This window comes from Kitasatospora sp. CB02891 (genome assembly GCF_002803145.1).
GTDB classification, from domain to species: domain Bacteria; phylum Actinomycetota; class Actinomycetes; order Streptomycetales; family Streptomycetaceae; genus Kitasatospora; species Kitasatospora griseola.
The window spans coordinates 17,004-33,613 of the sequence record NZ_NNBO01000011.1; the positions used below are offsets into that span (position 1 = coordinate 17,004).

General features: G+C 73.6%; 18 protein-coding genes. 11 read left to right on the forward strand and 7 right to left on the reverse strand.

Going from position 1 to position 16,610, the window contains the following annotated elements:
* Window positions 1-40 precede the first annotated feature (40 nt).
* Entirely contained in the window at window positions 41-2,293 is a 2,253-nt protein-coding gene (locus CG736_RS23320) for a transglycosylase domain-containing protein (RefSeq protein ID WP_100588145.1), read from the reverse strand.
* Between the two features lie 400 nt (window positions 2,294-2,693).
* Here CG736_RS23320 and CG736_RS23325 point away from each other — a divergent pair, with 400 nt between their 5' ends.
* A complete protein-coding gene (locus CG736_RS23325; protein WP_035864045.1) occupies window positions 2,694-3,017 on the forward strand; it encodes a WhiB family transcriptional regulator in 324 nt (107 codons plus the stop codon).
* 37 nt (window positions 3,018-3,054) lie between these two features.
* On the opposite strand, the gene CG736_RS23330 is transcribed toward CG736_RS23325, so the two are convergent.
* Both CG736_RS23330 and CG736_RS23335 read right to left on the reverse strand, forming a co-directional pair.
* The gene (locus CG736_RS23330) at window positions 3,055-4,200 is read right to left on the reverse strand and encodes an ArsA family ATPase (protein ID WP_100588146.1); all 1,146 of its coding nucleotides are present in this window, start codon (window positions 4,198-4,200) and stop codon (window positions 3,055-3,057) included.
* Window positions 4,197-5,207 (reverse strand): ArsA-related P-loop ATPase, encoded by a 1,011-nt coding sequence (locus CG736_RS23335; protein ID WP_043916545.1) that lies wholly within the window; start codon window positions 5,205-5,207, stop codon window positions 4,197-4,199. Before CG736_RS23335 ends, CG736_RS23330 begins: the two co-directional genes overlap by 4 nt.
* 269 nt (window positions 5,208-5,476) lie before the next feature.
* On the opposite strand from CG736_RS23335, the gene CG736_RS36415 reads away from it, so the two are divergent.
* From CG736_RS36415 to CG736_RS23355, 5 genes are all read left to right on the forward strand, one after another.
* Window positions 5,477-5,632, forward strand: coding sequence for a DUF4177 domain-containing protein (locus CG736_RS36415; RefSeq protein ID WP_152645221.1), 156 nt, complete (start codon window positions 5,477-5,479; stop codon window positions 5,630-5,632).
* Between the two features lie 2 nt (window positions 5,633-5,634).
* Window positions 5,635-6,099, forward strand: coding sequence for a RidA family protein (locus CG736_RS23340; RefSeq protein ID WP_043915102.1), 465 nt, complete (start codon window positions 5,635-5,637; stop codon window positions 6,097-6,099).
* 96 nt (window positions 6,100-6,195) lie between these two features.
* Entirely contained in the window at window positions 6,196-7,038 is an 843-nt protein-coding gene (locus tag CG736_RS23345) for an NUDIX hydrolase (protein WP_100588329.1), read from the forward strand.
* Between the two features lie 95 nt (window positions 7,039-7,133).
* Window positions 7,134-7,328: a hypothetical protein gene (locus CG736_RS23350; protein ID WP_100588147.1), complete on the forward strand. Its 195-nt coding sequence runs from the start codon at window positions 7,134-7,136 to the stop codon at window positions 7,326-7,328.
* Window positions 7,325-8,146, forward strand: coding sequence for an MBL fold metallo-hydrolase (locus tag CG736_RS23355; protein WP_100588148.1), 822 nt, complete (start codon window positions 7,325-7,327; stop codon window positions 8,144-8,146). The genes CG736_RS23350 and CG736_RS23355 overlap by 4 nt, the downstream gene beginning before the upstream one ends.
* Window positions 8,147-8,288: 142 nt before the next feature.
* Here CG736_RS23355 and CG736_RS23360 read toward each other — a convergent pair whose 3' ends face one another.
* Together CG736_RS23360 and CG736_RS23365 are read right to left on the reverse strand one after the other, a co-directional pair.
* Window positions 8,289-8,963 carry a Crp/Fnr family transcriptional regulator gene (locus CG736_RS23360; RefSeq protein WP_014136744.1) on the reverse strand — a complete coding sequence of 225 codons (675 nt, stop codon included), beginning with the start codon at window positions 8,961-8,963 and terminating at the stop codon, window positions 8,289-8,291.
* Between the two features lie 166 nt (window positions 8,964-9,129).
* The gene (locus CG736_RS23365) at window positions 9,130-9,801 is read right to left on the reverse strand and encodes a GntR family transcriptional regulator (RefSeq protein WP_100588149.1); all 672 of its coding nucleotides are present in this window, start codon (window positions 9,799-9,801) and stop codon (window positions 9,130-9,132) included.
* Between the two features lie 190 nt (window positions 9,802-9,991).
* Between CG736_RS23365 and CG736_RS23370 the strand changes: the two genes are divergently transcribed.
* Entirely contained in the window at window positions 9,992-11,209 is a 1,218-nt protein-coding gene (locus tag CG736_RS23370; RefSeq protein ID WP_100588150.1) for an amidohydrolase, read from the forward strand.
* Window positions 11,210-11,260: 51 nt separating this feature from the next.
* On the forward strand, window positions 11,261-12,739 hold the full coding sequence (locus CG736_RS23375; protein WP_100588151.1) for an APC family permease: 1,479 nt from the start codon (window positions 11,261-11,263) through the stop codon (window positions 12,737-12,739).
* A gap of 60 nt (window positions 12,740-12,799) precedes the next feature.
* Here the strand turns inward: CG736_RS23375 and CG736_RS23380 are convergent, their stop codons facing one another.
* Together CG736_RS23380 and CG736_RS23385 are read right to left on the reverse strand one after the other, a co-directional pair.
* On the reverse strand, window positions 12,800-14,077 hold the full coding sequence (locus tag CG736_RS23380; protein ID WP_369880411.1) for an amidohydrolase: 1,278 nt from the start codon (window positions 14,075-14,077) through the stop codon (window positions 12,800-12,802).
* A 1-nt stretch (window position 14,078) separates the two neighbouring features.
* Window positions 14,079-14,513, reverse strand: coding sequence for a universal stress protein (locus CG736_RS23385; RefSeq protein ID WP_100588153.1), 435 nt, complete (start codon window positions 14,511-14,513; stop codon window positions 14,079-14,081).
* A 190-nt stretch (window positions 14,514-14,703) separates the two neighbouring features.
* Between CG736_RS23385 and CG736_RS23390 the strand changes: the two genes are divergently transcribed.
* The 3 genes from CG736_RS23390 (at window position 14,704) to CG736_RS23400 (ending at window position 16,521) form a co-directional block, all read left to right on the forward strand.
* Window positions 14,704-15,243, forward strand: a complete 540-nt coding sequence (locus CG736_RS23390; RefSeq protein ID WP_100588154.1) for a universal stress protein — start codon at window positions 14,704-14,706, stop codon at window positions 15,241-15,243.
* Window positions 15,236-15,562 carry a hypothetical protein gene (locus CG736_RS23395; protein ID WP_100588155.1) on the forward strand — a complete coding sequence of 109 codons (327 nt, stop codon included), beginning with the start codon at window positions 15,236-15,238 and terminating at the stop codon, window positions 15,560-15,562. Before CG736_RS23390 ends, CG736_RS23395 begins: the two co-directional genes overlap by 8 nt.
* A gap of 116 nt (window positions 15,563-15,678) precedes the next feature.
* Entirely contained in the window at window positions 15,679-16,521 is an 843-nt protein-coding gene (locus CG736_RS23400; protein ID WP_100588156.1) for an NAD-dependent protein deacetylase, read from the forward strand.
* The last annotated feature ends 89 nt before the right edge of the window (window positions 16,522-16,610 follow it).

Sequence of the window (16,610 nt, forward strand, 5' to 3'; positions counted from 1 at the left end):
ATCTCCGGGCGGGCGGCTTCAGCTGTACGAGTGGCGCCGGTCAGCGGTGGCCGGGCTTGCCGGAGTTGCCGCCGGTGGGCGGGAAGGTGAAGCCGCCGGTCCCGCCGGTCGGCCAGCCGGGGTTCCCGCCGCCGTTGCCGCCGCCGTTGTTCCCGCCGCCGGCGTTGTCACCGGAGGGGTCGCCGGGGTTGTCGGTGGCCGGCGGCGGGGTGGCGGTGCTGGGCGGGGCGATGCTGACGGTCTGGAAGGTGCTCTTGGGGGTGCCGTCCAGGGCGTCGTTCATGGCCATCTGCCAGATCGGGCCGGGGCCGTCGGCGCCGTAGACGGAGCCGAAGTACTTGCCGCCGATGGTGATGTCCTTCATCGACACGTTGCCGCCGACGCCGCCGAGCCAGACCGAGGTGGCGAGGTCGGGGGTGTAGCCGCTGAACCAGGCGGCGTACCGGTAGTCGGTGGTACCGGTCTTGCCGGCGATCTGGCGGCCGTCGTCGAGGCCGAGGGAGGAGGCGGTGCCCTTCTCGGTCACGCCGAGCAGCAGGGTGTTGACGCCGTCCGCGGTGCTCTCGGACATCGCCGGTCCGCAGTTGGCCTTCGGCACGTCGAGCTTCTTGTTGTCGCTGGTGACCACGGAGGTCAGCGCGATCGGGGTGCAGTAGGTGCCGCGGGCGGCGAAGGCCGCGTAGACCGAGGCCATCTGGAGCGGGCTGACCTCCTGGGTGCCGAGCACCATGGAGGGGACCTCCTCCAGCTTCTTGCCGTTGGCCAGGGTGCCGACGCCGAGCTTGTCAGCCATCTGCTTCATCGGGCACAGGCCGGTCTGCTGCTCCAGCTGCACGAAGTAGGTGTTGACCGACTTCTGCATGGCGACCTGCATGTTGTACGGCCCGATCTCCTTGTCGGACTCGTTCGACACGGTGGCGATGGGCTTGGTGTTGTTGACCCAGGTGCCCTCGCAGGTGGAGACCTTGGGGTAGTCCATCTTCGGCGGCGAGGAGAGCTCCTGGGTGATCGGCACCCCGTTCTCCAGGGCGGCCGCGGCCAGGATCGGCTTGAAGGTCGAGCCGGGGGAGAAGCCGCTGCCGCCGCCCATGGACGAGCCGACGTTCAGGTTGAGGACGGTCTGCTTCTTGGACTCGTCCAGGCCGTACGGGCGGGTCTGCGCCATCGCGAGGATCTCGCCGGTGCCGGGCTTGACCATGGTGCCGGCGGCGGACACCTTGTCGGTCACGTAGACCTTCTTGGTGACCGCGTTGTACATGTCGTGCTGCTTGTCCGGGTCGATCGTGGTGTTGATCCGCAGGCCGCCCTGCGTCCAGACCTTCTGCCGCTCGGCGGCGGTCTTGCCGAACACCGGGTCCTGCTTGATCACGTGGCGCACGTAGTCGCAGAAGTAGCCCATGCCGTTCTGCGCGGTGATGCAGCCGTTCTGCGGCTCGGAGTACTTGATGCCGAGCGGGGAGGCGATCGCGGCCTTCGCGTCGTCCGGCGAGATGTGCTTGTACTCCAGCAGCTTGTTGATCACCGTGTTGCGGCGGGTCTGCGCGGCCTGCGGGTGGGTGATCGGGTCGTACGCCGAGGGGTTCTGCACCAGGCCGGCCAGCATCGCGGCCTCGGGGATGGTGAGGTCCTTGGCGCTCTTGCTGAAGTAGCGGTTGGCGGCGGCTTCGATGCCGTACGCCTGGTGGCCGTAGAACGTGATGTTCAGGTAGTTGGTGAGGATCTGATCCTTGCTCAGGTCCTCCTCCAGCTTGATGGCGTACTTCAGCTCCTGGATCTTGCGACCCATGCTCTTCTTGGTGGCTTCCAGGAAGGCCTGCTGGTCGTCGCCGGCCTGCTCGACGAAGACGTTCTTCACGTACTGCTGGGTGAGCGTGGAGGCGCCCTGGGCGGTGGTGCCGGACTCGGCGTTCTTGGTGGCGGCGCGCAGCACGCCCTTGAGGTCGACGGCGCCGTGCTCGTAGAAGCGGGCGTCCTCGATGTCGACCTGGGCCTGGCGCATCACCGGAGCCATCTGCTCGGCGGTGAGGATGGTGCGGTCGCGGTCGTACACCTTGGCGATCAGGCCGCCCTTGGCGTCGTAGATCATCGACGCCTGCGAGAGGGTGGGCGTCTTGAAGTCGTCCGGGATGTTGTCGAACGACTCGGCGGTGTCCTTGGCGGTCAGGCCGAACGCTCCGACGGCCGGCAGCGCCATTCCGGCGACCAGGATGCCGGCCAGCACGGCGCTGCCCAGGAACTTGACGCCGAGACCTGCCTTGTCCAGAGCGGTACCCGTGGATCGCGTAGCTGCCATGGGGAGAACCCTACGTTGCGGAATCCCGTACAGGGGGGCAGGTGTTCGCCTACGCTTGTCACAAGACTGCGACAGCTTCGCTCCGTTCATCACCATCACTCTTGTGAGTGATGAGCTTTGTCCGATTCGGGGGATTCTGCACCGAATTCCGGCAGCTGCACGGCGGGCCGCTGTTGCACACCGTGACGAAAACGCACCATTCCGCCCCGGCAAGGCCCGCGACCTGCAATCACTCCAACGAGTGAGCTGTCGGACACCCATAGTCCGATCGGGTCATTCGAGATTGGGCCGACAGGGGCTGTTGCGTTGTGTCGTTCTTCCGTAACGTCCTCAACTGGCAACGGTGAATATGCCGTTGCCGCCGTGGGGGAGCCCCGAATCGGGAGAGGACGGCGCCGGGATGGGCTGGGTGGACGACTGGAGCGCGCAGGCCGCGTGCCGCACGAGCGATCCGGATGAACTGTTCGTGCAGGGGGCGGCGCAGAACCGCGCCAAGGCGGTGTGCAGCGGGTGTCCGGTGCGCACCGAGTGCCTCGCGGACGCACTCGACAACCGTGTCGAGTTCGGCGTGTGGGGCGGAATGACGGAGCGCGAGCGCCGGGCGCTGCTGCGGCGGCGTCCGACCGTGGGGTCCTGGCGCAGACTGCTGGAGACCGCGCGCACCGAGTACGAGGAGTCGCTGGCCACCGGGGTGGTCCTGCGGGACTACGCCCAGGCGGGCTGACTGTTCGTCACGAAGGGCGGTGCGGCGGGCCTTCGGCTCACTCGGCGGGGGAGCCGAGGCGGTGGCCGATGGCCCGCAGTCCGTCCAGGTCGTGGACGTCCCCGGGCAGTGCGGGCACCTCGACGATCGGCACATCCGGGTAGACCGACGCGAAGCGGTCGCGGGTGCGCCGTTCCCGAGCCATGACCTGCATCCGTTCGGCGTGCAGGCGCAGCAGTCCGGCGGCCAGGGTCTCGGCCTCGACGGTCGAGGTGGCGGTGCCGTTCTCCTCCAGGGCCTCGGCGGCGGCCAGCGCGCGCTCGGAGGTGAGCTGCGGGGCGCCGGTGGTGTGCACCCGGTTGAGCACCAGGCCGGCCAGCGGCATGGCGTCGGCGGCGAGCCGGTCGACGAAGTACGCGGCCTCGCGCAGCGCGTCCCGCTCGGGCGCGGCGACCACCAGGAACGCGGTGCCGTCGTCCTTCAGCAGCTGGTAGGTGCGGTCGGCGCGTTCCCGGAAGCCGCCGAACATCGAGTCCGTCGCGGAGACGAACGTCTGGATGTCGGTGAGCAGTTGGGCCCCGAAGATCTTGCCGAGGGTGCCGGTGATCAGCCCCATGCCGACGTTCAGGAACTTCATCGCGGACCGGCCGCCGACCTTGGCGGGGGCGGTGAGCAGCCGGATCACCTTGCCGTCCAGGAACGACCCGAGGCGGCTGGGGGCGTCCAGGAAGTCCAGCGCCGAGCGGGACGGCGGGGTGTCGACGACGATCAGGTCCCAGCGGTCCTCGGCGCGGAGCTGGCCGAGCTTCTCCATCGCCATGTACTCCTGGGTGCCCGCGAAACCGGCCGACAGCGACTGGTAGAACGGGTTCTCCAGGATGGCCCGGGCGCGGTCGGGTTCGGCGTGGGCGAGCACGACCTCGTCGAAGGTCCGCTTCATGTCCAGCATCATCGCCTGGAGCTCGCCGTCCCCCCGGGTGCCCTTGACGACGCGCGGGGTGTTGTCGAGCTCGGTCAGCCCCATCGACTGGGCGAGCCGGCGGGCCGGGTCGATGGTCAGCACCACGACGCGGCGGCCGCGTTCGGCGGCGCGCAGGCCGATCGCCGCGGCGGTGGTGGTCTTGCCGACGCCGCCGGAGCCGCAGCAGACCACGATCCGGGTCTCCGGGTCGTCGATCAGGGTGTCGATGTCCAGCCCGGTCATGCCGCTCCCTGCCGCTTCAGTTCGCCCGCCAGCCGGTACAGGCCGCCCAGGTCCACGCCCTCGCCGAGCAGGGGCAACTCGTAACTGGGGAGCCGTAGTTGTTGCAGGTCGATGCGCTGGGTGCGTTCCAGCTCGACCCGTTCGGCGTGCTCCCGGGCCTGCTCCAGCAGCGGGTCGAGCAGCGGCTCCACGGCGGCCCGCACCGTCTCCGGCTTGCGCGAGCGCCCGCCGAGGCCGGCCTCGCCGAGGGCCAGCGCGACCTCCTCGCGGTGGTCGCCGTGGGCGGCCTCGACCGCCGCCGCGTCCAGTATCGGCGGACGCACCATGTTCACCAGCACGCCGCCGACCGGCAGCCCGGCCTCGCGCAGGTCGGCGATCCCGTCCACCGTCTCCTGCACCGGCATCTCCTCCAGCAGCGTGGTGAAGTGCACCGCCGTCTCCGGGGAACGCAGCACCCGCATCACGGCCTGCGCCTGGCTGTGGATCGGGCCGAACCTGGCCAGGCCGGCCACCTCGGAGTTGACGTTCAGGAACCGGGTCAGCCGACCGGTCGGCGGGGCGTCCATCACCACCGCGTCGTACGCCCGCCGGCCGTCCGGGCCCTTGCGGCGGGCCGCCTCGCAGGCCTTGCCGGTGAGCAGCACGTCGCGCACGCCCGGGGCGATAGTGGTGGCGAAGTCCACGAAGCCGACCTTCTGCAGGGCCTTCCCCGCCCGGCCCAGCTTGTAGAACATCTCCAGGTACTCCAGCAGCGCCTGCTCGGTGTCGATGGCCAGCGCGTGCACCTCGCCGTGGCCCTTGCCGGGCAGCCCCAGCTGGGCGGGCGTCACGGTGGCCACCCGGCGCTCCTCGTACGGCAGCGCGGCGATCTGGAACAGCTCGGCGATGCCCTGCCGGCCCTCCACCTCGATCAGCAGGGTGCGGCCGCCGTCGGCGGCCAGCGCCAGCGCCAGCGCGGCGGCCAGCGTGGTCTTGCCGGTGCCGCCCTTGCCGCTGACCACGTGCAGCCTGACGCCCTCCCAGTCCGGCTCCCGTGGCGACCGGTCCGGATCCCGCGGCGACGCCTGCCCGGTCGGCCCCGCCGTACCGCTGCTGCCCGCCACGCCCGCTCTCCGTCCGTCGCTGCCTGCTTCTGCCGAGGGGGCCCAACGGGCATCCCTCACCGCGAGGGTAACGAGCGAGCGCTCCGGATGGCGGGAGCATCCCGGCCACCCCGACGATTGACGGCCCCTTTGTGTCCCACCTCACACCGGCCGGGGCGGCTAGAGTCACCCCCATGACCAAGTGGGAATACGCAACCGTGCCGCTGCTCGTGCACGCGACCAAGCAGATCCTCGACACCTGGGGCCAGGACGGCTGGGAGCTCGTCCAGGTCGTTCCCGGGCCGAACCCGGAGCAGCTGGTGGCGTACCTGAAGCGCGAGAAGGAGTAGTCATGGGCCAGGTAGAGCAGAAGCTCGCCGAGCTCGGGCTGACCCTGCCCGAGGTGGCGGCCCCGGTCGCCGCGTACGTCCCCGCACTGCGCACCGGCCACTACGTGATGACCTCCGGGCAGCTGCCGATGGTCGGCGGCAAGCTCCAGCTGACCGGCAAGGTCGGCGCCGAGGTCACCGCCGAGGAGGCCAAGGACCTGGCCCGGATCTGCGCGTTGAACGCGCTGGCCGCGATCAAGTCCGTGATCGGCGACCTGGACAAGGTCGAGCAGGTCGTCAAGGTGGTCGGCTTCGTCGCCTCCGCCCCCGACTTCACCGGCCAGCCCGGCGTGGTCAACGGCACCAGCGAACTGCTGGGAGAGGTCTTCGGCGACAAGGGCGTGCACGCCCGCAGCGCCGTCGGCGTGGCCGTGCTGCCGCTGGACGCGCCGGTCGAGGTCGAGCTGATGGTCCGCTTCCGCGACTGACCGCGCGGTCGAGGGGCCCGCTGCCGCACCGCGGTGGCGGGCCCCTCGCATTTCGGGCCTGTCGGCCCGGGGCGACGGCGGTTAACATCCGTGAACATGCCCGAGATGCCGCCGTCCTGGCCTGCCCGAATCCGCGCCCTGGCCGCCGGGGAACTCACCCCGGCCGCACCCAAGGCCGCCGCCACCGTGGTGCTGCTGCGCGACGCCGCCCCGGGCCCGGAGGCCTACCTGCTGCGCCGGCGCACCACGATGGCCTTCGCCGGCGGCATGTACGCCTACCCGGGCGGCGGCGTCGACCCGCGCGACCGCGAGGTGCGCCCGCCGTGGGCCGGCCCGTCGACCGCGGAGTGGGCCGAGCGCCTGGGCGTGGACGAGTCGACCGCCTGCGCGGTGGTCTGCGCCGCCGTCCGGGAGACCTTCGAGGAGGCCGGCGTGCTGCTGGCCGGCCCCGACGCCCGGACGCTGGTCGAACCCGGCGACTGGGCCGCCGAACGGGCCGCGCTGGAGTCGCACGAGCTGTCCCTGGCCGAGTTCCTGACCCGGCACCGACTCGTGCTGCGCAGCGACCTGCTGGCCGCCTGGGCGCGCTGGGTCACCCCCGAGTTCGAGGAACGCCGCTTCGACACCTGGTTCTTCGTCGCCGCCCTGCCGACCGGACAGGCCGCCGCGGACACCGTCGGCGAGGCCGACCGGGTCGCCTGGATGACGCCCGCCGACGCGGTGACCGGCTTCCACGAAGGCCGTTTCGGGATGATGCCGCCGACCGTCACGGTGCTGCGCGAACTGACGCCGATGCGCGACGCCGCCGAGGCGCTGACCGCCGCCGCGGACCGCGACATCACCCCCGTGCTGGGGCGGGCCGAGCTGGCCGGGGACCGTATGACGGTGCGCTGGCCCGGGTATGACGAACTGACTGTCGACGGCGTGTTCCCGGCGTGAGAACCTTCCCCCGGAAAGCTCGGCAGTCGCCGCGCCGACCAGTGCATTTCCGCTGCGACAGCACCGCCCGCGTACACCCCGGAAGGAGACCTCCGATGACTCACAACGACGTGGCTCGCCGGACCTCGGCCATGCCCGCCCGCACCGTCACCCCCCGCGCCGCCGCCTGCGACACACCGGCGCCCGCGGCCGACACCGCCCGCCTGCTGGTCCGTGAGCTGCCCTCCCGGGCGCTGCTGCGGCCGCTGCCGCTGCGACGACTCGGCCGGGCCGAGGCGGACGCCGCGTGAGCGGTCTGCTTCCGGGCGACCCCGCCGACCAGGTCGGCGGGGCCGCCACCCCGCGCGCCCAGTGCGTGCTCGCGCCCAACCCGTCCCCGATGACGCTGGACGGCACCAACACCTGGCTGCTGTCCGAACCCGGCTCCGACCTGGCCGTGGTGATCGACCCCGGCCCGCTCGACGAGACCCACCTGCGACGGGTCGTCAGCACCGCCGAACAACAGGGCAAGCGCATCGCCCTCACCCTGCTCACCCACGGCCACGCCGACCACGCCGAAGGCACCGCCAGGTTCGCCGAACTCACCGGCACCGCGGTCCGCGCCCTCGACCCGGCGCTGCGACTCGGCGAAGAGGGCCTGCACGGCGGCCAGCGCCTGGAGATCGGCGGCCTCGACCTGCGGGTGGTCGCCACCCCCGGGCACACCTCCGACTCGCTGACCTTCCACCTGCCCGCCGACGGCGCGATCCTCACCGGCGACACCGTCCTCGGCCGCGGCACCACCATGGTCGCCCACCCCGACGGCCGCCTCGGCGACTACCTCGCCTCGCTGCGCCGCCTGCACGCGATGGCCGCGGAGCACGGCGTCCGCACCGTGCTGCCCGGCCACGGCCCGGTCCTCGCGGACGCCCTCGGCGCCGTCGACTACTACCTCGCCCACCGGGCCGGCCGCCTCGCCCAGGTCGAGACCGCCGTCGAGGCCGGCTGCCGCACGGCGGCCGAGGTGGTCGCCCGGGTCTACGCGGACGTGGACCGCGCGCTGTGGCCTGCGGCGGAGCTCTCGGTGCGGGCGCAGCTCAGGTACCTGGAGGAGCACGGGCTCATCTGAGGGGCTGCACAACCAGGGGCGCGGGGAACTGCGCGCAACGGAAGGCGCCCGTCCGCAAGATCGCGACGCAGGACAATGACCTGCACGTGATCGCGACCTTGCGGACGGGCCTTGCGCTTGTCGCGCAGCTCTCCCCCAGCCCTCAGCGCGAGCGGCGCGACAGCCTTTCGACGTCCAGCAGGACGACCGCGCGGGCCTCCAGCTTGAGCCAGCCGCGGCCGGCGAAGTCGGCGAGGGCCTTGTTGACCGTCTCGCGGGAGGCGCCGACCAGCTGGGCCAGCTCCTCCTGGGTGAGGTCGTGGGCGACGTGGATGCCCTCGTCGGACTGGACGCCGAAGCGGCGGGAGAGGTCGAGCAGGGCCTTGGCGACGCGGCCGGGCACGTCGGAGAAGACCAGGTCGGACATCACGTCGTTGGTGCGGCGCAGTCGGCGGGCGATCGCGCGCAGGAGGGCGATGGAGACCTCGGGGCGGGCGTGCAGCAGCGGGAGCAGGTCGCCGTGGCCGAGGCCGAGGAGCTTGACCTCGGTGAGGGCGGTGGCGGTGGCGGTGCGCGGGCCCGGGTCGAACAGCGAGAGTTCGCCGATCATCTCGGAGGGGCCGAGCACGGCGAGCATGTTCTCGCGGCCGTCGGGCGAGGCGCGGTGCAGCTTGACCTTGCCCTCGACGACGACGTACAGCCGGTCGCCCGGGTCGCCCTCGTGGAACAGCGACTCGCCACGGGCGAGCGTCACCTCGGTCATGGAAGCGCGGAGCTCGGCAGCCTGGTCGTCGTCGAGTGCCGCAAACAGCGCGGCGCGCCGCAGAACGTCGTCCACGAGCTTCCTCCTGCTGGTGTCATGGGCAGTGCTATTCACCACCAAGGATGACGCATGTCGCTCCGATCATATGAGGAGGGGGTGTGCCCGGGTGCGGCCTACGCGGCCATTCGCGCACTTCGGGTGACGGTCGCGACGGCTCCGACGGCGCTTGTCCGACGGCGGGTCAGCGGCCGGGCGTCTGGCGGCCGAGCACCTGGAGGGCGAACGCCCGGGTCCCGGCGACGTGGTGGCGGGCCAGTGCGGCGGCGGCCTCCGGGTCGCGGGCCTTGATGGCGTCCAGCAGTTGCTGGTGCTCGGTGCACATGGGGGCGCTGGTCTCGGCGTCCGAGGTGAGGCGGAACAGGCGGCGCAGGCGGCCGTCGAGCGGGGCCATCATGTCGCGCAGCAGCGGGTTGCCGGAGAGGTCGACGATCGCGCGGTGGAAGTCGGCGTTCAGGTCGGCGCTCTCGCGCACCCGGCCGGCCTCGGCGGCCTTGCGGGTGCGGGCGAGCAGGCGTTCCAGGCCGCGGATGCCGGTGGCGGTGGCGTTCCGGGCGGCGAGGCTGGCGGCGAGGGCCTCCAGGGATTCGCGGACGGCGAAGAAGTGCTCGGCGTCGGCGGGCCCGAAGTCGGCGACGAAGGCGCCGCGGCGGGCCTGGACGGTGAGGAAGCCCTCGCGTTCCAGGCGCTGCATGGCCTCCCGGACGGGGATCCGGGAAACGCCCAGGCCGTCGGCGAGTTCGCGTTCCACCAGGCGCTGCCCGGCGGGGTGCTCGCCCTCGATGATCTGCTCGCGCAGCCGGAGGTAGACGAGGTCCGCCAGCGACTGGTGGGCGTCGCCGAGGGTGTCGGGCATCGGGGGCTCCAGGCGGAAGCGGGCGGACCGAGCGGTCTGAGGATCAGATCATTCCAGATCGCTTCGCGCCACCCCCTTGTCCGGTATTCGGTATACCAGATAGCTTGGCCGCCCAGCGGGTCCGAGCGGTGCCCCACGCCGCGCCCGCACCCCCATCCCGCCGAGCTTTCGCCGAGCCGAGGAGGCCCCCGTGGCGACCCGACCGACCCCAGGCCCGCAGCTGCTGCTGGACGCCGCGCTGCCCGACGGCGCCCGCGCCGACCTGCGGATCGAGGACGGCCGGATCGCGGCCGTCACGCCCGTCCCGCCCGGCCGGGAGCTTCCCGCCGCCGCCGGCCCCGGCGAGCGTCGGCTGAACGGCGCACTGCTGCTGCCCGCGCTGGTGGACGGCCATGCCCACCTGGACAAGACCTTCCTCGGCGCGCCCTGGCAGCCGCACCGGGAGACCGCCGACCTGCGCGCCCAGATCGCCTCCGAGCGGCAGCAGCGCCGCGAGGTGGCCGACCGGCTGCCGGTGGCGGACCGGGCGGAGGCGCTGGCCCGCCGGATGGCGGCGCTCGGCACCGGGCACGTCCGCTCGCACGTGGACGTCGACCCGGACACCGGCCTCGACCATCTGTACGCGGTGCTGGAGGCCCGTGAGCGGGTGCGCGAGCTGATCGACGTGCAGCTGGTGGCGTTCCCGCAGAGCGGCGTGGTGGCCGAGCCCGGCATGGCACAGCTGCTCGACGCGGCGCTCCGGGAGGGCGCCGAACTGATCGGCGGGCTCGACCCGTTCGGGTTCGACGGCGACGTGGACGGCCAGCTGGACGTGGTCTTCGAGCTGGCGGAGCGGCACGGCGCGGGCGTCGACATCCACCTGCACGACGGCGGCGCGCCCGGCGTGGCGCAGCTGCGGGCGATCGCCGCGCGGACGGCCGCGCTGGGCCTGGGCGGCCGGGTCGCGGTCAGCCACGCGTACTGCCTCGGGCAGCTGGAGCCGCGCGAACTCGACGCCGTCGCCGCCGTGTTGGCGGATGCCGGGGTGGCCGTGATGACCAACGGCCCGGCCCGGTCGATGCCGCCGGTCAAGCGCCTGCACGAGCGCGGGGTGCTGGTGTTCGCGGGCTCGGACAACATCCGCGACGCGTGGTGGCCGTACGGCACCGGCGACATGCTGGAGCGGGCCACCGTCATCGGCCTGCAGGGCGATCTGATGACCGATCAGGACCTGCGCCTCGCCGCCGACCTGGCGACCGCGCACGCCGCCCGGGCGCTCGGGCTGGCCGAGTACGGGATCGCCGTCGGGGGACGCGCGGACCTGGTCGCGGTGGCCGCCCACTCGGTGCCGGAGGCGGTCGCGGCACACCCCGAACGGCTGCTGGTGCTGCACCGCGGCCACCCGGTGCTCGACCGGCTCGCCCCCTGACACACCCGAACTCCCCCCGTACCACCCCGTGTTCGGAAGGACCCCCACGCCATGACCACCGTCACCACCCCCACCGGAAGACCGCCCGCCGAGCCCGCCGCCGAGACCTCCGGGCGACTCGCCAAGGGCCTGATCGGCACCACCGACCTGGTGTTCTTCGTGGTCGCCGCGGCCGCGCCGCTGACCGTGCTGGCCGGCATCGCGCCGTTCGCGATCGGCGTCGGCGGGGCGTCCGCGCCGGCCGCGTACCTGATCTCCGGCGCGCTGCTGGTGCTGTTCGCCGCCGGGTTCACCGCGATGAGCCGGCACGTGCGCAACGCGGGCGCGTTCTACGCGTACGTGGCGTGCGGGCTGGGGCGCACCCTCGGGGTGGTCACCGCCTATGTGGCGGTGGTCAGCTACAACCTGATCACCCCGGGCGTGGCGGCCGCGTTCGGCTACTTCGCGGCCGGGCACATCGAGCAGCGGACCGGCGCGCAGGTGCCGTGGTGGCTGCTGTCCGGCGGCTGCGTGGCAGTGGTCGGCGTGCTCGGCTGGCTGAAGGTCACGCTGTCGGCGAAGGTGCTCGGCGTGGCGCTGGTGCTGGAGGTGCTGTCGCTGCTGCTGATGGAGGGCGGGGTGCTGGCCGACCGGGGGACGGCCGCGCTCGACCCGGTGTCCTTCGACCCGTCGCTGCTCACCCAGGCCGGGGTGGCCGGCATGTTCGTGCTGGTGATCGGCGCGTTCACCGGCTTCGAGGCGACCGCGATCTACGCCGAGGAGGTCCGCGACCCGGCCCGTACCGTGCCGCGGGCGACGTTCGTCGCGATCGGCTTCCTGGCGGTGTTCTACGCGCTGGGCACCTGGATCGTGATGGGCGCGTACGGCACCGACCAGGCCGTCGCGCAGGCCCGCGCGGACGGCGGGCCCGACCTGACGTTCCGGGCCGCCGAGCGGTTCGTCGGACTGTGGCTGTCCGACACCATGCACGTGCTGATCATCGTCTCGGCGTTCGCCTCCGCGCTGGCCTTCCACAACGCGGCCGCCCGCTACCTGTACGCGCTGGGCCGGGAGGGGCTGCTGCCGCGCCGCCTGGGCCGGGTGTCGGGGCGCACCGGTTCGCCGGGGGCGGCGGTGCTGGTGCAGTCGGGGTTCAACGTGCTGGTGGTGGGCCTGGGCGCGGTGCTCGCCGTCGACCCGTACCTGGTGGTGCTGCTCTGGTCGAACAGCGTCGGGGTGCTCGGCATCATGGCGATGCAGGGGCTGGCGGCGGTCGCGGTGTTCGCGTTCTTCCGCCGTGATCGGCGCGGGCTCTCCGCGTTCCGGGTGGTCTGGGCGCCGCTGCTGGCGGCCGCCGGACTGGGCGTGCTCACCGTGCTCGCGGTGTTCAACTTCGATCTGCTGACCGGCCGTTCGGGCCTGGTGAACTGGCTGCTGCTGGTCCCGATGCCGCTCGTCGGCGGGGCCGGCTGGCTGGTCGCCCGGCGGATCCGGCGCACCGACCCGGAGCGGTTCGCCCGGCTCACCGAGGTCGATGTCGAACGCGACTGAGCGGAACGCGAAGCGGCGACGCCGACCCAGGACGGGCCGGCGCCGCCGCTTCGGCGTGCCTCAGCCGACGAGTGCGCCGTGCTCGGCGACCACCCGGCCGGCCTTCACCACCAGCTCGCGCTCCGGCAGGTCGACCACCACCTGCGGCGGGCACTCGCCGTCCACCAGCAGGAAGTCGGCGGGCGCGCCGGGCGTCAGGTCGGCCCTCGGCAGGCCGAGCAGGTCGGCGCCGCCGTGCGCGGCCAGTTCCAGGCAGTCGGTCAGCTCCTGGTCGGTGCGGGCGTCGGTGGTCCAGCCCAGTAGGTGCGCCCGGTGCAGCATGTCGGCGTTGCCGAACGGGCTCCACGAGTCCCGCACGCCGTCCGAGCCGAGGCCCACCCGCAGGCCGTGCGCCTGCAGCGCGCGGAACGGCAGCACCTGGTGCGCGGACGGGGCGACGGTGGTCAGCGCGATCCCGGCGCCCGCCAACAGTTCGGCCATGGCGTCGAGTTCACCGGCCGGCAGCTCCGGCAGGCAGAACACGTGGCTGACCGTCACCCGGCCCTGCAGGCCCGCCGCGACGGTGCGGGCGGCGAGGCTCCGCAGCGGGCCGAGGCCGGCCTCGCCGCGGTCGTGCAGGTGGACGTCCAGCAGCACTCCGTACCGCTCGGCCAGGCCGAACAGCAGGTCGAGCTGCTCGCGGCCGTCCGCGCTGCCGCCGTCGAACCCGGCCGGGTCGATGCCGCCGACCGCGTCCACCAGGTGCTCGCGGGCCGCCTCGGTGAGCAGGTCGGCGGCACCCGGCGTGCGCACCACCCCGTGCTGCGGGAACGCCACCGACTGCACGTCGAGCTTCCCGGCGAGCCGGTCGGCGGCCTCCCGCAGGCCCGTCACGCCGGCCAGGCCGTACGCGGGTGCGACGTCGACGTGCGCGCGGACGGCGCGGGTGCCGCGGGTCACCGCGTGGGCCAGCAGGCGGTGGGCGCGCTCGCCGATCGGGCGAGCCTGGCTCCGGTACAGCTCGACGTCGCCCGCCACGTACTCCGGCAGGCCGCCCGCCGGGCGGCGGCTGTACCAGGGCTCGCCCCAGGCGGTCTTGTCCGGGTGGATGTGCGCGTCCACCAGCGTCGGCAGCGCGATCCGGCCGCCGCCCTCCACCACCGCCGGGCGGGCGTCGTCCGGCAGCTCGGCCACCAGGACGCCGTCCACGGCGGCCAGATCGGTGACCGGGCCGCCGAACGGGCGGACCTGGCGGAACAGCGTGGCGTGCATCGCTTCACTCCCGGGGAGGTGCTGAAAGGGTCTTCCGGGAGCAGTCGATCCGGTTTCGCCGGTGCAGTCAACTCGGCCTGTTGGCAGGCTAGTTGACGATTCGGGCTGCCGTCGTGCCGATCGGCGGGGCGGTGACGGTCAGCACCGGGCACGGGGCGTGACTGCGACAGTGCCGGGCGGTGCGGTCGCCGTGCGGGTGCGCCCAGCGGCGGTGCGGGGCGCCGAGCAGCAGCAGGTCGCCGGGGCCGCCGACCGCCGCGACCAGGGTCGGCCCGGGCAGGCCGGTGACCACGGTCGGGTGCACCAGGACGTCGCTCGGCCAGCCGCCGAGCGCGGCGTCGAAGGCGGCGTCCAGCAGCAGCCGGGCGGCCCGCTCGGGCACCCGGTCGGCCGGGCGGCGGGCGAGCACCGGGACCAGCACCGCGCCGCGCACCGAAGCCTCCAGCGCAGCCCGGCGCAGCGCGGCCAGGCTGTCCGGCGAACCGTCCACACCGACCACCACGCGGGTCTCGTCGCGTTCCATGGCCAGGCCTCCTCGCTCCCCCCACTCCAGTGAACGCCGGTGGCGGCGGCCCGGGCGTCAGGGCGGCGTAGGGAAGCAGGCCGTGCGCGTCAGGGAGTCGTCAAGGGCGGCCGGGGACGGGGCCGGGACGCGATCTGCTGGGCCGTGCGGGCCGCACCGGGCCCGGGAGTTCCTGGACGGAGGACGCGTGATGGAGCAGCGGCCGCGCATCGTGGTCGGGGTCAGCGGATCGCTCGGCAGCCTGGCGGCCGTGCACCGCGCGGTGGCCGAGGCCCGGCGGCTGGGCGGCGAGGTGCTGGCCGTGCACGCCTGGGAGCCGCCGAGCGGCGAGTTCGGCCACCGCCGCTCGCCGTGCCCGCCGCTGCTGTCGGCGGTGCGCGAACTGGCCGAGACCACGCTGGCGGAGGCGATGGCGGAGGCGTTCGGCGGCACCGACCCCGGCGTGCCCGTCACCGCCCGCCTCGTCCGGGGCCGCACCGCCCCGGCCCTGCTGGCCGCCGCCGACCGGCCCGGCGACCTGCTGGTCCTCGGCCCGTCCGGCTCCTGGCTGCACCGCGGCCTGCGCGGCTCGGTGCCCAGGGCGTGCCTGCGCCGGGCGGGCTGCCCGGTGCTGGTCGTGCCGCGCCCCGAACTCGCCACCGCCCTCGACGAGATGACCGGCCACCTGTTCGCCGCCCGCGCCCTGGACGCGGAACTGCGGAGCCTGGTGGCGGTGTCCGACGGTGCGTGACCGGCTGCCGGTCGCCCTGTCCGGCGCGACCGCGCTGCTGCTGGGCGCGGCGACCGCGCTGGTCCTCGCCCCGCTCGGCGAACTGCGCGGCGGCTGGTTCGGCCTCACCGCCTTCGCCGCCGGCTGCGCGGCCCTCGGCACCCGCTCCCGGCCGGCCGCCGCGCCGTTCGTCGGCCTGGCGGCGTGGCTGTTCCACAACGGATTCGCGGAACACCGCTACGCCCAACTGGGCTGGGACGGGCCCGAGCACCTGGTGCTGTTCACTGCGTCGGCGCTGGTCGCCGCGCTGCCGTGGCGGTGCCTCGGGGCACACGAATAGAGACGGCGGCGGCCTGGCTGTGGGGGCCCGGACGCCGCGAACCGGAACGGTCCGGGTGGTGCGTGGGGGCACCGCCCGGACCGTCTGTCTGCCGTTCCCGCTCCCGCCGTTCCACAATGGACGGTATGACTGCGCACGAGGACGGCCTGCCCGCGCTGGCCCGGCTGCTGGCCGGCGGCGGCGTGGCGGTGCTGAGCGGCGCCGGGCTGTCCACCGAGTCCGGCATCCCGGACTACCGCGGCCCGGACGGGATCCGCCGCCACCGGGCGCCGATGACGTACCAGGAGTTCCTGGCGGGGGAGCCGGCCCGCCGCCGCTACTGGGCGCGCAGCCACGCCGGGCGCGCCGTGATCGCCGGGGCCCGCCCGAACGCCGGCCACTTCGCGGTGGCCCGGCTGCGCGCCGCCGGCCGGCTCTCCGCCGTCATCACCCAGAACGTGGACGGCCTGCACCGCGCCGCGGGCACCGCCGACGCCGTCGAACTGCACGGCGGCCTGGACCGGGTGATCTGCCTGGGCTGCGCCGCCGTCAGCCCCCGCGCCGAACTCGACGAGCGCCTCGCCGCCCTCAACCCGGCCTTCCGGGACGCCGGTTCCCGCATCAACCCGGACGGCGACGTCGAACTCCCCGACGACCTGGTGGCGTCCTTCACCGTCGCCGACTGCGCCCGCTGCGGCGGCATCCTCAAGCCCGACGTGGTGTTCTTCGGCGAGAGCGTCCCCAAGGACCGCGTCGAGCACTGCTACCGCCTGGTCGACGAGGCCCGCGCCCTGCTCGTCCTCGGCTCCTCCCTTGCCGTCATGTCCGGCCTGCGCTTCGTTCGCCACACCGCCAAGTCCGGCAAACCGGTCGCCATCGTCACCCGGGGCACCACCCGCGCCGACGACCTCGCCACCCTCCGCCTCGACCGCCCCCTCGGCGAGACCCTGACGTCGGTGGCCACCCACCTCGGCGCGTAGCCCAGCCCGGGGCGCGGGCTCGGCCGGTCGCCGAGGCCTGCCCCTGCCCGCTCCCGCACTTGCTGCGGCACGGGTGCCCGGAGGCGGGG